Origin of the sequence: Tumebacillus lipolyticus, assembly GCF_042682745.1 — a bacterium.
GTDB lineage: Bacteria > Bacillota > Bacilli > Tumebacillales > Tumebacillaceae > Tumebacillus_A > Tumebacillus_A lipolyticus.
Genome location: NZ_JBHUIO010000005.1, coordinates 628,884 through 643,925, shown reverse-complemented (window position 1 = coordinate 643,925; position 15,042 = coordinate 628,884). Strand labels below are relative to the sequence as shown.

Genomic DNA, 15,042 nt, shown 5'->3' with positions numbered 1-15,042 from the left:
TTAAAATAAGAGACAAAAGCGTATCTTTACGGAGGAGATTTGACAGTGAAAGCGGTAGAGACCAACCTGCTGAAATTCCTGCAAGGCACCAAACAGTTCATCATCCCGATCTATCAAAGAAAATACAGCTGGACGCTGAACCAGTGTCGTCAGCTTTGGAACGATATCGTTCGAGCGGCAGAAGATGAGACGGTAAAAGGTCACTTTGTCGGCTCGATCGTCTACATCGAGCGCGGGCTGTATCAGATCTCATCAGTTCCCCAACTGTTGGTGATCGATGGGCAGCAGCGGCTGACCACTTTAACGCTGTTTTTGCTTGCGCTGGGCAAAGCGATCGAAGCGAGCGGACAAACGTGTGAGATCACAAAGCGGAAGATTATGAACTACTACTTGGTCAACAACGACGAAGAAGGCGACCAATACAACAAATTGATCTTGACGAAAAGCGACAAAGACACGTTGCTGAGCCTGATCTCCGATAAAAAACTTCCGGACGAATATTCGCAACGAGTCTATGAGAACTATACGTATTTCTACGAGCTGATCACGAAGAGTGAGATCGACTTGAACAAGCTTCATCAGGGCATTGCGAAACTGATCGTCGTCGACATCTCGTTGGATCGCGACCATGATAATCCGCAGTTGATCTTCGAAAGCCTGAACTCGACAGGTCTGGATCTTTCACAGGCCGATCTGATCCGCAACTTCGTCCTGATGAAGTTGGAGCCGAAGGAGCAAACCGATCTCTACACCGACTACTGGTATCCGATGGAGCGCAACTTTGGCAATCTGAACGATTCGGCGCTCTTTGACCGTTTCATGCGCGATTACTTGACGGTGAAAACAGGAAAGATCCCAAACATTCACCACGTCTACGCGGTGTTCAAAGAGCATGTCACGCAACAGAGTGAAATGACTGTACAAGAGATCGTAGAGGATATCTATCGTTACTCCAAGCACTTTGTGAAGCTCGCCTTCCAGACCGAAAAAGAGCCGAGCATCAATCAGGTGCTCACCGATATCAACACTCTGCGGGTCGATGTTTCCTATCCGTTTTTGCTCGAAGTGTACGATGATTATGAACAGCAGAAGCTTTCCAAAGATGACTTCGTGGCGATTCTCAAGCTGGTCGAATCGTACGTATTCCGCCGAGCGATCTGTGGAGTTCCGACCAATTCCTTGAACAAAACGTTCGCCTCGATCAGCAAAGAGATCAGCAAGGACAACTATTTGGAGAGCGCAACGGCAGCGTTTTTGCAAAAAGAGTCCCACCGACGCTTCCCGAAAAACGAAGAGTTTGTGCAGGAGTTGGTCATCAAGGACGTATACAACTTCCGCATGCGCAACTACTTGCTGCGCAAGTTGGAGAACTTCAAGCGCAAAGAGGTTGTCGACATTGAAAGCTACACGATCGAACACATCATGCCGCAGAACGAAAACCTGTCAGCGAAGTGGCAGCAAGATCTTGGCGCCAATTGGATGGAAGTGCAAAAGACCTATCTGCACACGCTGGGCAATTTGACCTTGACCCGGTACAATTCGGAGCTAAGCGACCGACCATTTCTGGCAAAGCGGGATCTGGATGGGGGCTTTGCTGACAGCCCATTGCGGCTGAACAGAGGGCTTGGCAAACTGGATGCCTGGAATGAAACGGAGATCAACAAGCGTGCTCGCTCGCTTGCGGATAAAGCGTTGCAAGTATGGGAATATCCGCAACTTTCGGAAGCTGCACTTTCCAAGTTGAACGGGAATGATCCGACCGCACAAGCGGTGATCGATACCGGGAAGAACCATCCTGGGTTGCAGGGGGAAATGCTCACATTGTTCGAAGAGCTGAGCAAGCGGATCTGCAATTTGGACAGTTCCGTTCGAGTAGAGGTCACCGAACAGTCGATCGTCTACAAAACGTTTACCCCTTTTGTCGAGATCGTGCCCCATGAGAACAAGCTGGTCGTGAGCTTGGGTACTCCGCTTGCCGAATTGAACGACCCGAAACAACTCTGTAGAGAAGTGAGTGAGGTTGAACGTCAGGGAACTGGTGAAACGGAGGTAGAAATCTCCACTGCCGATCAGATTGAAGATGTGATGTCCCTGATCAGGCAGTCTTTTGAAAAGCATCGCGATGATGAATAGAGTAAAGAATCGCTGGTAGGGAGCATAGGTTTGGCAGGACGTCGGTAGCTTGTTGGAAAATTGTCTTGTCACCAGTTGCCGTGACATGTGTGGCCAAAATAAGAGACGGACGCTCGGGCGAATCGCTCGGCGTCCGTTTTTTCATTTGTGAACCTGCTTTCCTTCCCACAGACAAGCCGTGACTTCGCAAAAGAAACCAAGATTATAAAATTCTGGAATCTATTTTTGAACCTTTCGCGTCCAACTGTTTTGATAGAAGCAAAAAGATATTCGGTGAAAATAGGCAAAAATCGGGTTGACACTTCACTTGTCGCTCCCTATAATGAGTAACAAATCAATACGACAGGCGATGAAAAGGCAAAGTAGACCAGAGCGCTGGTGTCAGAGAGCCGCCCCGAGGGCTGAAAGGGTGGTCACCATCTCGACGTTGAAATTTCACCTTGGAGCCTCGCTTTTGAAAGGATCATCTAGGTCTGAGTAGAGGGTGACGATTTGTCTTCGTTAACCGACAACAGTCATTTTGACTGACCAAGTCTGCCTTTTGTGAGAAGGGCAGAGCAACTGGGTGGTACCGCGGTTCCCTCGCCCCAGCAATCGAAACGAGCATGTTGCTCATACGTTCGATTGCTGGGGCGAGGGATTTTTTGTTTTTATTTAGTTTAGTGCTTCAACGCGTTTTGGTAGAGAAGAGCAATGTGGTAGAGAAACTGAGTAGAGCCAAGAAGAGCCGAGAAGAGCCGAAAAGAGCCGAGAAGAGCTGAGGAGAGCTGAGGAGAGCTGAGGAGAGCTGAGGAGAGCTGAGGAGAGCTGAGAAGAGCTGAGAAGAGCTGAGAAGAGCTGAGGAGAAGCTGAGGAGAAGCTGAGGAGAGCTGAGAAGAGCCGAGAAGAGCTGAGGAGAGCTGAGAAGAGCTGAGAAGAGCTGAGGAGAGCTGAGGAGAGTTGAGGAGAGTTGAGGAGAGTTGAGGAGAGTTGAGGAGAGCTGAGAGAAGCTGAGAGAAGCTGAGAGAAGCTGAGAGAAGCTGAGAGAAGCTGAGAGAAGCTGAGAAGAGCACAGAAGAGCACAGAAGAGCACAGAAGAGCACAGAAGAGCACAGAAGAGCACAGAAGAGCACAGAAGAGCTGAGCAGAGAGGATGAGCAAGTGGTGAAGAGAGTTGCATACTTAGGTCCGCAGGGAACGTTTACGCAGGAGGCAGCCCGCCGATTCTTTGCTGAACAGGACGTTCAGATGATCCCGTTCACTTCGATCCCCAACGCGTTAAATGCGGTGGAGGACAAGGAAGTCGATCATGCGGTGGTTCCCTTGGAGAACTCGATCGAAGGCAGCGTCACGATGACGATGGACTGGCTGATCCATCATGTCAGTTTGAAGTTGCAAGCGGAGTTGACGCTCCCGATCGCGCAACAGCTGCTGGCAGGGTCTCACAAAGAGCTGCAAGAAGTCCGGACAATCTTATCGCACCCGCAAGCGATCTCGCAGTGCCGCACGTTTTTGCACGAGCACATGCCGCATGCGGAAATCGAGTTCACGCCGAGCACAGCTGAAGCTGTCAAACGGGTTACGTCAGATCCAGACAAGCCGTGGGCGGCGATCGGGCCGAGCTTTGCCCGCTCGATCTATCGGGCCGAGCTGTTGCGAAGCGACATCCAAGACCATGAGAGCAACCGGACGAGGTTTGTGCTTGTCGGCGCGACCGACCTCCCACAGTTACATTCTCCAAACGCCATCGCGGTCAAAACCACTTTGGTGATCGAGCTAGCATCCGATTACCCGGGCGCTTTGTACCAAGTGCTGGCCGCCTTTGCTTGGCGATCGATCAACATGACCAAGATCGAGTCGAGACCCACGAAAAAGCGATTGGGGAGCTACCACTTTATCCTCGACGTAGAGCGGAAGATCGACGATGTATTGTTGTCGGGGGCGATCGCCGAAGTGGAGGCGCTCGGCTGCGATGTTCAGTGCTTTGGTAGCTATCCTGCTTACGTACACCAAGTAGTCAACACCACCACAGATTGAGGAGAGGGATATCATGATCGAATGCAAAAGCATCGAAGAAGTGCGAGACTGCATCAACCGAATCGATGATCAAATCGTGCGTTTGATCGCCGAGCGCAGTCAGTATGTCAGCGAGGCGATCAAGTATAAAAAGTTGCCGCAGGAAGTGAATGTGCCCCGTCGCAACGAGGAGATCATTCAACGAGTGCGTGAACTGTCGAATCACTACGGGCTCGACCCCATCATCGCTGAAGGGGTGTACCGGAGCATGATTCATGAGTTCGTCCAATTTCAAATGAAAGAATTAGAAAAGAGAATCTGATGACCAAAACGCGAGGGGAGCAAGCCGATCCACGCGATTTGGCGAAACGATGCTTAATCATCTTTGCCGAAAACTCTAGAATGAAATGCACTTACAAGTCCCCCATCGGTACGATGAGAAAGTGAAAGCACACATTGCTACCGGTGGGCGATGCGCTCCAATCGTTCGAAACATATTGTTTAAATCTACGGCGGTATCTCGTCCTTAAAAAATGGTCCGAATGATATGGATTCCACACAGACATTTGGATCTTGAGTGGAGGAAAGGGGAATCTGAGCTGTCCACTTGGCACCGGTTCACCATTTCGCTCATCGAGAAGCGCGGACCGATATTGTCCTGATGGTTTGAAAGGCGCCGTGCAAGCAGGCAGACAAGTATCATGCACGTAAAAGAAAGGGGCGATCTCCAAAGGGAGATCGCCCCTTTCTTTCAAAAGCTCCACCAGCTAGGCATAGTCAGCAGAATTGTCCAGAACGTCAGCCAGAGATCGATGCCTTTGGAGTCATGTGCTTTCAACAGGAGTAGAAGGAACGTCTGCAAGCTTATCAAGACTGATAAAATAGGCAGGAAAGCCTGACAGAAAAAAGCAAGCGGTAGAGCGCCAGCAAGCATCGTTTCCCCAACTCGGTGAAATACGATCACCAGTCGAAATGCATAAGCGGCCCTACCCCTCTGCTATGCTATCGATCCCCTGGTGCTGGCATATCGACACCTTTGACATGATGTCGATGACCATCATCCTCCGAAGTATAGAAGTCGTAGTAATGGACATGTCTACCGTTCCCAACTGGGATAGCCGTACTTGAGTACGCGCGGTAGTGGTGGGTGTGACCGTCTTCGAATACCACATATCCCTCAGTGTAGTGAATGTGGCTTCCGTCGGGAGTTGGGATTGCAGGATGAGTCACATCAAGACATTGGTGGACATGCCCGTCAGCTAACCCTGTATAATCCACCGAGCCGTGCGTATGTCCGATCACCCGCCCCCGTACCGCATCATCTTTGCCAATTGACATGGGAGAGGCTCCTTTCCAAATTCATTTCACCTTCATTTTAGAATATGGGCGCTGGCCTCTTTTGGTCCGCAAAGTGGATGCTACTTCCCACGATATCCACCGCCACAAGCTGATGAGGCTTTTGCTTCAATTATCCATTAGCATTTAGGTGAACAAAAAAGTACGCGGACACACATACTCAACGCTTTGCACGCCTCCGAATTCATCCGCGGCAACATATATCGAACCAAATTCCAAAACTAAATGGGAAGCACAACAGGAAACTCAACACACGAAACACGCCGCGTAAAACCGCACCAGAAAACGGCTGCAACTCGAAGTCCTTCCGACCGACAAAACCAAAAACAAACAGCGCGACCCGCTCCAAAATACGCCCTAGATCGTAAGTTCTTTTAGCTAAATGAACTCTGACTGATGAAAAAAATCCAAAAAATGTTTGCCTGCAAGATAATAAACGTGTATAATAACAATGTTGCTTAATTCCCGATAAACCAATTGGGAAGCGGGGGAACCACATTTCCTTTGGGGCGCATCAATGCTTGGCGAAAGCTGAGCTTTTGTAGGGAACCATCTTTCCCGAGCCCGTCAGCTAACCTCGTAAGCGTGGAGATGGGTCAATTGCATGAAGGTTTCACACACATTGACCCGACAAGAAACGATAGGGTCTTTTTGCATACCTTTTTTTAGGCCCTATCGCCTTTGGTAGGGTCTTTTTGCATTTTTTTAATCGCCTAAAGACCCTACCAAGCCTGTTTAGCACTGGGAGGGGTTGTTGAAGTGAACAGAAATGCAGTCGAGTTTCAAAATGTCAGCAAGTCGTATGGAGACAAGGTAGTGATCGACAACTTAAGCCTGTCGATCCCAGAGGGAAACATCGTCGTGCTCGTCGGGCCGTCCGGGTGTGGAAAGACGACGACGATGAAGATGATCAACCGTCTGATCGAGTCGTCATCAGGAGAGGTGCGCGTGTTCGGACAGGACGTTCGGAAGCAAGATCGCGCCGAACTGCGCAGACAGATCGGGTATGTCATTCAGCAGATCGGCCTGTTTCCGCACATGACGATCGCTGAGAACATCTCGTTGGTGCCGCGCTTGACGCAGGGGAGACAGGGTCATGATCTGACCAAGATTGATCAGTTGCTGGAACTGGTCGGGCTTGATGCAGCCTCGTATCGTGACCGTTTCCCGGCAGAGCTGTCCGGAGGGCAGCAACAGCGCGTCGGCGTGGCGCGTGCGCTGATGGCAAATCCGCCGATCATCCTGATGGACGAACCGTTTTCCGCATTGGACCCGATCACGCGAGAGCAGTTGCAAGATGAGCTGATCCGCCTAAACGAAGAGCTGCACAAAACGATCGTGTTTGTCACGCACGACATGGACGAGGCGCTGAAGATCGCCGACCAGATCATCATCATGCAAGGCGGTCAGGTCATCCAGCAGGGCACTCCTGACCAGATTCTCCGCCATCCGGCAGATGATTTTGTGCGCGGCTTCATCGGTGAAAAGCGTCTCGCCTCGAACTTGTCGCTCACCGTGGCCGATGTGATGCTTCTGCAACCGGTCAAGTTGAGCCGGTTCAAAGGTCTCGCCGAAGCGGTGCAGACGATGCAGCGCAAGCGCGTGACGGCGGTGCTCGTCGCCGATCAGGACGGGCGCTACCACGGCATCGCCGACACGAATGACATCTACAAGCGCTATCTAGAGGAGTCGTTGACGCTCGAAGATGTCATGCGCAGCGATGCTCCTACTTTGCGACCGGAGATCGCGCTGTCGGAGGCGATTCCGCTGGTGCAGGACGCTCCGTTCGGACACGTGCCGGTCGTCACCGATGGTGGGAAGCTCGTCGGGCTTGTGACGCGCGCGAGCTTGGTCGATGTGTTGGCCAAACCGTATCTGGAGGAGGTGGTCGCCAGTGGTGAATGAGATTTTGACCACGTTTGCTGATCGTTGGACCGACATTTTAGACGCGAGCTTGCAGCATATGATGCTTTCGCTGATCGCCCTGTTCTGGGCGATTTTGATCGCCGTTCCGCTCGGCGTGCTGTTGACTCGCTACCGCAAGCTGGCTGGCGTCGTGCTCGGCCTCGTCTCGGTGTTGCAGACCATCCCGAGCCTCGCGTTGCTCGGCTTCATGATTCCGATCTTCGGCATCGGCTCGGTGCCTGCGATCATCGCGATGGTCGCGTATGCGCTGCTGCCGATCTTACGCAACACCTACACGGGCATCCTCGATGTCGATGCATCTTTGCTCGAAGCGGGGCGCGGGATGGGCATGACGCGCTTTCAGCTGTTGCGGATGCTCGAACTTCCGCTGGCACGACCGATGATCTTCGCTGGCATTCGCACGGCGACGGTGATGACGATCGGCGTGGCGACGCTCGCGTCGTTTATCGGTGCGGGAGGCTTAGGTGACCTGATCTTGCGCGGGATCTCGATGGTGGACACGGGCGTGATCTTGGCGGGGGCGATCCCGGCGGCGGTGCTCGCGATCCTGTTCGACCTGCTGCTCGCGTGGACCGACCGGATGGCGACGCCAAAAGGGCTGCGCATCCGCAAAGATCTGCATTCCTAGAGAATCTCATCTGCAGACGACGTCATTCCGAGAGGAAAGCATGGAGCAACAACTTCATCGAAATAGGCGAACTATGATCGCATTGAGATAGATCTGTACATTCTGAAGGGAGAGGTTTTTTTTGAAAACAACAGTTCGGAACAAACTGATGGTAGGAGCGCTCGCGCTGTCGCTTGCCGCCATGACGATCGGCTGCTCGGACAGCTCAGGTTCGAAAGCTTCCGATCAGATCACAGTTGTCGGAAAAAATTTCACCGAGCAGGACATCATGGCCAATTTGGTCGGCGTGTTGCTGGAGGAAAACACCGACCTGAAAATCAAGACAAAAGCGTTTCTCGGCGGCACAGACGTCTGCTTCAGCGCTTTGAAAACGGGAAGTGCTGACGTCTATGTCGAGTACACGGGGACAGGTCTCGTCAACATCATGGGGGAAAAGACGATCAGCGACCCGGACGCTGTCTATCAAAAGGTGAAAGAGCAGTTCCCAGGCAAATATCAGATCGAATGGCTGGAACCGATCGGGTTTAACAACACGTATGCGATCGCGGTGACGCAGGAGACTTCTCAGAAATACAATCTGAAAACGGTCTCCGATCTGCAAGCGCACCAAGCGGAGATCGTCTTCGGTACCGAGCAGGAATTTCTCGACCGCGACGATGGACTCAAAGGGATGAAAAGCACCTACGGCCTGAACTTCAAAGATGTGAAGGCGATGGACGCAGGGCTCAAATACCAAGCGCTCACCTCCGGGGATGTGCAGGCGATCGATGCGTTCACCACAGACGGTCGCTTGGCGAAGAACAACCTGGTGCTGCTTGAGGATGACAAACAGTTCTTCCCACCTTACTACGCGGCGCCGATCGTGCGCAGTGAAGTGTTGAAACAGCATCCGGAGGTCGGAGAAGCGTTGAACAAGTTGGCTGGAAAAATTGATGAGAAGCAGATGGCCGAGTTGAACGCCCAAGTGGATGTCGAGAAGAAGAAGGCGAAAGATGTTGCCAAACAGTGGTTGGAGCAGAACGGTCTCGTGAAATAGTGAGCACAGGTCTTGTGAAATAGCGAGCAAAGGTCTTGTGAAATAGCGAGCAAAGGTCTCGTGAAATAGCGAGCAAAGGTCTCGTGAAATAGCGAGCAAAGGTCTCGTGAAATAGCGAGCATAAGTCTTGTGAAATAGCGAGCATAAAGGTGAGCCTAGCACTGACGCTAGGCTCACCTTTTTAGTGCCGACCGATCTCAACCAGCAAACTTCGGTCAAAATGAGGCTGAAAGCGGCGGTAGTTGCTCGTTTCGAACCGCTCGACATCTCTGCGCTTTTGGTGGCAATCTTGGAAATTCATTGAGGGAAGACGATGATCACCACATCGATTGAACCTGCAAGCTCGACCAGATGTGAGGAGCAGATAAACGAAAACGGTAAGCTTTACGGCGCCGATTTGAAAGACGGGGCGCACCCCCCAAGCGTCCGTCATACCGCTGTTCGATGTCGCCCAGAAGCCGATGGAACAGGCGATGGAAAATGTGTCGTTGCGAGAGGTCGTACAGGAGATCGCTGCCAATGAAAGCTTCCATACAAACTGAAATCGAAACGCTCAACCTTTGTTCGGACAAAGCGATTGGGCGTTTTTTCATGCGTCGTTTTCCGAGTCGGGCTGTTAAGCGATTTGCTTCCGGCAAACATCCTTACTTCCACAAATAAGAATAATTACGATTTACATACCGATAAAACTTGTGTATGATGGTGGATGTCAAACTTAAATCGTAATGATTACGAAAAAAGAGGTGAATGATATGCTGACAGACGACCGGATTCCTGTCACTGTGCTAAGTGGCTATTTAGGAGCTGGCAAGACAACGCTGCTCAACCATATCCTCAACAACCGCGAAGGCTTAAAAGTGGCGGTGATCGTCAACGATCTGGGAGAAATCAATGTTGATGCTGGGTTGGTCAAGGAAAAAGGTGCGCTTTCCAAGACGGATGAAAAGCTCGTCGAGATGTCCAACGGGTGCATCTGCTGCACATTGCGAGAAGATCTGTTGGTCGAAGTGGAGCGGCTGGTCAAGGAAAATCGATTCGATTACATCCTGATCGAATCGACCGGAATCGGGGAGCCAATCCCGGTTGCCCATACGTTTACTTACGTCGATGAAGAGCAGGGCATCGACCTGTCGGCGATCTGCCGTCTCGACACGATGGTGACAGTCGTCGATGCGAACCGCTTCTGGCATGACTACTCTTCCGGTGAGACGCTGCTCGATCGCAAGCAGGCTGCCGGAGCGAAAGATACGCGCGAGGTGGTCGACCTGTTGATCGATCAGATCGAATTTTGCGACGTGCTGATCCTGAACAAGTGCGACATGATCCCTGCTGAGCAACTTGAACAGCTGGAGCATCTGTTGCGAAGATTGCAACCTCGGGCGAAGTTGATCAAGACTTCGCAGGGGCGGGTGGCGCCTGCCCAGATTTTGAACACCGGCCTGTTCGACTTTGAGGAAGCCAGCCAATCGGCAGGGTGGATTCAGGAGCTTGAGCGGGAGGAGCACACCCCGGAGACGGAGGAGTACGGTATCTCCTCGTTTGTCTATCGCAGCGATGTTCCGTTTCATCCGGAGCGTCTGTACGCTTGGCTGCTCGAATTTCCCGTCGATGTAGTTCGCGCAAAAGGAACCGTTTGGGTCGCCAGCCGCAACGATGTCGGCATCAGCCTTTCGCAAGCGGGCCCATCGATCCAGTTCGGGGTGGAGGGAACGTGGGTGGCGGCGCTCGACCCGGAAGAGCAGCGCGCGATCTTCGAGGAGCAGCCTGACATTTTGGAGATGTGGGATGAGAAGTGGGGCGACCGCTTTACCGAACTGGTTTTCATCGGTGTGGAGATGAATCGGGCAGAGCTGATCGGCGCGTTGGATGGCTGTCTGCTGACCGATGCGGAGATGGAAGCCGACTGGAGCCAGTTTCCCGATCCGCTTCCCGCCGTCCAGTTGGAGGAAGCGGCTGCCGAGTTGATCGAAGGGAGAGGGTGACGATGCGGGAAAAAGTGACGCTCGCTTGCACCGAAAGCGGTGATCGCAACTATGTGACGAGCAAGAATAAAAAGAACAATCCCGAGCGGTTGGAAATTCGCAAGTTTTCTCCCCGCCTGAAGAAATACACGATGCACCGCGAAACGAAATAGCCTGTATCTGCTCCCCGTGAGGCGAATGTGCGCACGATCTCGCGCAAAGGAGCGGATCGATTCACAAGCTGAGGAAACGAATCTGCCCAGCCTCTCGACAGTTTGTCGCGCCAGAGGTTGGGCAGTTTTTATTTACTCGATCACTTAATGATTAGTTCGTCTTTCACAAAATGGTAACAATAGTAGCCCGATCGAGTCATAGGTGTGAAAAGGGCGCCGCGCTATACTGGCAGTGATAGAAAGGAGGGGAAGGATGAAAGCTTTTGCAAAAGCGGTTTGGCTGGCACTCCCCCTGTTGACTCTTGCCGCTCTGATGCTGCCGGCCCGCTTGCCCGCCGAAGCGGCAGGCGCTCCTTTCGATTTGCAGCGCGCGCTGGACAGCGCTCAGCCGGGAGCAGAGATCAGGCTGCCCGCTGGCGACCATTTCGGACCTGTGGTCATCCGCAAGCCGATCAAGCTGGTGGGCGAAGGAGCGCAACTTCGCCGGGCTGCCGATGCAGCTGCTGATCAGCCGCTGCTGCTGATCGAGGCGAACGGCGCGACCGTCTCCGGCCTGCAGTTGACCGACGAGCAGTTAGGGCTGGTCGTGCGCGGCGATGACAACCAGATTCTCAACGTCGCGATCCAAGCGGGGCAGACTGCGCTGAAGATGGAGAAGTCCAATCGCAACCTGCTCAGAGGGCTGAAGATCAGCGGAAGCGCTGCCGATGTGGAGCAGCGGGGCAATGGGATCGAGGTTTGGAACTCCCGCGACAACCGCATCGAGGACTCGACGCTCGACAGCGTGCAGGATGGGGTCTATCTGGACAACAGCGAGCGCACCGTGGTGCACAACAATCGAATCTCCAACTCCCGCTATGCGGTGCACATGATGTTCTCCCATCAATCGGCAATCAGCAGCAACGAGCTGCGGCGCAACGTGACCGGCGTGATGGTGATGGAGGATCAGGGGAGCAAGGTGGCGGACAACCGGATCACCGAACAGGCGGAACATGTGCAGTCGCAAGGCATCCTTCTCTTCCACGTACAGGATGCGCAGGTCGCCAACAATCGCATCGAGGGCAATCGGGTAGGCCTCTATGTCGATCAGGCGGAGCAAAACCGCATCGCGGGCAACCAGATTCTGCACAACTTTTTAGGCGTGCGCATGACCGAATCGCGGAACAATGAGTTTTCTGGCAACCTGTGGGCGGGCAATGTGGTGCAAGCCGAGGCGACAGACAGCGTGGACAACCGGATGACGGGCAACTATTGGGACACGCATCAAGGTCTCGATCTGGACGGCGACGGCCGCTCGGAGCTCCCGTATGTCGCCTCGCCCTTTTTCCTGTCGCTGACCGAGCGGGCGCCTGCCTACCAACTGTTTTTCCAGACGCCGGGGCTGGTCATTCTCGAAGATCTGTTCACCAGCTCGACCGATCGGTGGTTGCGCGATGATGCCCCGCTGCTCGTCCCGCCGGTGGCAGAGCCGCGCGATGCGGAACGGTCGCGCACGCCCTTATTCATGTTCTCTTCGCTCCTGTTGGGAGCGGGTATCTATCCCTTTATTCGAATGATCAGAAGGAGTGTATCGTCATGAAAAAACGTCAGATGGTCTATGCGGTTCTCACCGCGCTGGTGCTGAGCACCTCGGTGGTCGGCTGTGGCAATGAGGAGGCAAAGCCGGTCGCGATCGACGAAAAGGTAGACAAGTGTGACATCTGCAACATGACAGTCAAGAACAACCAGTTTGCGGTCGAACTGATGCAAAAGGACGGGAAGGCGATGAAGTTTGACGATCTCGGCTGCCTGTTCCAATGGACCGAAAAGAACGGCAAAGATCAGGTGGGCACGCAGTATGTCCGCGACTACGCGACACAAGAGTGGGTCAAGCTCGATGAGGCGACCTATGTGTTCGACAAGGAGATCGCCACGCCGATGGCCTACAATGTGATCTCCTTCAAATCGAAAGCGGATGCGGAAGCGTTTCAAAAAAAGGAGGGCAAAGGCGACCTGCTCTCCTATGAGGATCTGCTCAAACACACGTGGGAGCGCAACAAAGACATGATGAAAAAGATGATGGAGATGAGCAAGGACAAGCATGGTGAAGGCGGGAACTCCAGCTCGTACTCGACGGGGATGTAGAGCATGAGCGTGTGGATCATCGCGCGACGGGAGATGCGCCAAGGATTTCGCAATCCCTGGTCGTACTCTTTTCTGCTCCTGTTCAGCCTCTTCAGCCTCGCGTTGCTGCTGATCCAATCGAACAACGCGATGGGCTTGCAAGGGTACACGCACACGACCGGAATGATGATCAATCTGACGCTCTACCTGCTGCCGCTGATGACCTTGCTGCTCGGCTCTTTCTCGCTGACTTCGGAGAAAGAGGACGGCGGGTGGCAGCTGCTCTCGACCTATGCGCTATCATCTGCCGCCTTTCTGACCGGCAAGTTTCTCGGTCTGTTCGCCGTCTTGCTGGCGATCGTGGCGACCGGATTCGGGCTGTTCGGCGTGGTCGGTGCGCTGGTTGGACAGGATATTTCGCTGACCAGCCTGTTCGCGTTCGTCACCTTTTCGGTCGCGACGCTCGTGCTCTATCTGGCTGTGGCGCTCCTCGTCGGAGCGGTGGCGAAAAACAGGTGGCAGGCGCTGACGATCGGCGTGGGCATCTGGTTTGTCACCGTGCTCGCCTGGCCGACACTGCTGATCTCCCTGTTGAACCTGCTGCCCTATCCGGCGATTCGCCCGACGCTCGGCATCCTCACGCTGATCAACCCGGCGGAGGTGGTGCGCGTGGTCACGGTGACCAAGCTCGGCGGGGGCGCTGTGTTCGGCCCGGAGTATTACCGCTTTATCGATTGGATCAAGGGCGGGTATGGCACGACGGCTGCCGTCGTGTTCGGCCTGCTCTGGACGATCGGGTTCACCGGGCTGTCCAGCTGGCTGTGGGAGAGGGGGCGAGGGCGTGAGTAGTCATTGTTTAGAGCTGTGCGAGGTGAGCAAAGTCATCGGTGGCAAGACGATCGTCGAACCGCTCTCCCTGACGCTCGAAGCGGGCAGCGTGCTCGCGCTGTGCGGCGGAAACGGGGCGGGCAAGAGCACGATCCTGAAGATGATCGTCGGGATCGGGCGCCCGACCGCCGGGACGATCCGCGTCAAGGGACTTGATTGGAAACGGCAGCGCGAGGCGTACGCGCAACAGATCGGCTTCATGCCGGATGATTTTCAGTTCGCCGGCGGGCTGACCGCTTGGGATACGATCCGCTTCTATGCGGACTTGCGCGGCGTGGGCGAGCAAAGGGCGGCAGAAGTCTTGGCGATCGTCGGGCTGGCAGACGATCGCCACAAGCTGGTCGCTCGCTTTTCAAAAGGGATGCGGCAACGCCTGCTGTTCGCCCAAGCGCAGCTGGCAGAACCTGCGCTGCTGGTGCTCGACGAGCCGACCAACGGGCTTGATCCCTATTGGATGGAGTCGCTGGTCGAACTGCTCGCACAGCGCAAAGCGGCTGGCCAGTCGGTCATCTTTTCGACGCATCAGCTGGATGTCGCGGAGGCGGTCGCCGATCAGGTTATTTTCCTCAATCGAGGGAAGGTGATCAGCCGGGGAAGCGTGCGCAGCTTTCAGGAGCAGCATGGCACCGCAGGTCTGGCGGCCGCTTTCACCGCGTCGCTCAAAGGAAAGTAGTGGGGGAGCGCTAGATGTTCTGCCCTTCGCAATGCGAGGCAGAAGATCGATTTCGAGCAGAAGTGTGATTCGTCGGTCGCAGGGGAGAAGAGTCGCCGGGAGAAGTGCGCGATGCCTTTTGTGCGCATGCCTGTTATCCGGCCTGCGAGCTGACAGATGATAAAAAGCAC

Annotated in this window: 13 protein-coding genes and 1 riboswitch; of the genes, 12 read left to right on the top strand and 1 reads right to left on the bottom strand. The window is 53.9% G+C overall.

All coding sequences use genetic code 11. The annotated features are described in order from the left end of the window. The first annotated feature begins 45 nt into the window (after positions 1–45). The 3 genes from ACFSOY_RS08380 (at position 46) to ACFSOY_RS08370 (ending at position 4,450) form a co-directional block, all read left to right on the top strand. Positions 46–2,133, top strand: a complete 2,088-nt coding sequence (locus ACFSOY_RS08380; RefSeq protein ID WP_386045604.1) for a GmrSD restriction endonuclease domain-containing protein — start codon at positions 46–48, stop codon at positions 2,131–2,133. A gap of 1,143 nt (positions 2,134–3,276) precedes the next feature. After that, on the top strand, positions 3,277–4,149 hold the full coding sequence (gene pheA / locus ACFSOY_RS08375; RefSeq protein WP_386045603.1) for a prephenate dehydratase: 873 nt from the start codon (positions 3,277–3,279) through the stop codon (positions 4,147–4,149). A gap of 13 nt (positions 4,150–4,162) precedes the next feature. Beyond that, positions 4,163–4,450, top strand: a complete 288-nt coding sequence (locus ACFSOY_RS08370; protein WP_386045601.1) for a chorismate mutase — start codon at positions 4,163–4,165, stop codon at positions 4,448–4,450. A gap of 680 nt (positions 4,451–5,130) precedes the next feature. Here the strand turns inward: ACFSOY_RS08370 and ACFSOY_RS08365 are convergent. Continuing rightward, complete coding sequence (locus tag ACFSOY_RS08365; protein ID WP_386045599.1) at positions 5,131–5,466, bottom strand: YmaF family protein; 336 nt, start codon at positions 5,464–5,466, stop codon at positions 5,131–5,133. Positions 5,467–5,929: 463 nt separating this feature from the next. After that, a riboswitch (cyclic di-AMP (ydaO/yuaA leader) is annotated at positions 5,930–6,084 on the top strand. 159 nt (positions 6,085–6,243) lie between these two features. Between ACFSOY_RS08365 and ACFSOY_RS08360 the strand changes: the two genes are divergently transcribed. From ACFSOY_RS08360 to ACFSOY_RS08320, 9 genes are all read left to right on the top strand, one after another. Then, positions 6,244–7,389: a betaine/proline/choline family ABC transporter ATP-binding protein gene (locus ACFSOY_RS08360; RefSeq protein WP_386045597.1), complete on the top strand. Its 1,146-nt coding sequence runs from the start codon at positions 6,244–6,246 to the stop codon at positions 7,387–7,389. Next, complete coding sequence (locus ACFSOY_RS08355) at positions 7,382–8,038, top strand: ABC transporter permease (RefSeq protein ID WP_386046785.1); 657 nt, start codon at positions 7,382–7,384, stop codon at positions 8,036–8,038. Before ACFSOY_RS08360 ends, ACFSOY_RS08355 begins: the two co-directional genes overlap by 8 nt. Before the next feature lie 121 nt (positions 8,039–8,159). Next, the gene (locus tag ACFSOY_RS08350) at positions 8,160–9,074 is read left to right on the top strand and encodes an ABC transporter substrate-binding protein (RefSeq protein ID WP_386045596.1); all 915 of its coding nucleotides are present in this window, start codon (positions 8,160–8,162) and stop codon (positions 9,072–9,074) included. A gap of 752 nt (positions 9,075–9,826) precedes the next feature. Further along, complete coding sequence (locus tag ACFSOY_RS08345; protein WP_386045594.1) at positions 9,827–11,056, top strand: GTP-binding protein; 1,230 nt, start codon at positions 9,827–9,829, stop codon at positions 11,054–11,056. Positions 11,057–11,058: 2 nt separating this feature from the next. Beyond that, positions 11,059–11,208 (top strand): 50S ribosomal protein L33, encoded by a 150-nt coding sequence (gene rpmG, locus ACFSOY_RS08340; protein WP_386045592.1) that lies wholly within the window; start codon positions 11,059–11,061, stop codon positions 11,206–11,208. Between the two features lie 253 nt (positions 11,209–11,461). Next, complete coding sequence (locus tag ACFSOY_RS08335) at positions 11,462–12,787, top strand: right-handed parallel beta-helix repeat-containing protein (protein WP_386045590.1); 1,326 nt, start codon at positions 11,462–11,464, stop codon at positions 12,785–12,787. Next, positions 12,784–13,332 (top strand): nitrous oxide reductase accessory protein NosL, encoded by a 549-nt coding sequence (locus tag ACFSOY_RS08330; RefSeq protein ID WP_386045589.1) that lies wholly within the window; start codon positions 12,784–12,786, stop codon positions 13,330–13,332. The genes ACFSOY_RS08335 and ACFSOY_RS08330 overlap by 4 nt, the downstream gene beginning before the upstream one ends. Before the next feature lie 3 nt (positions 13,333–13,335). After that, a complete protein-coding gene (locus ACFSOY_RS08325; protein ID WP_386045587.1) occupies positions 13,336–14,160 on the top strand; it encodes an ABC transporter permease subunit in 825 nt (274 codons plus the stop codon). Next, complete coding sequence (locus ACFSOY_RS08320) at positions 14,153–14,872, top strand: ABC transporter ATP-binding protein (protein ID WP_386045585.1); 720 nt, start codon at positions 14,153–14,155, stop codon at positions 14,870–14,872. The genes ACFSOY_RS08325 and ACFSOY_RS08320 overlap by 8 nt, the downstream gene beginning before the upstream one ends. The last annotated feature ends 170 nt before the right edge of the window (positions 14,873–15,042 follow it).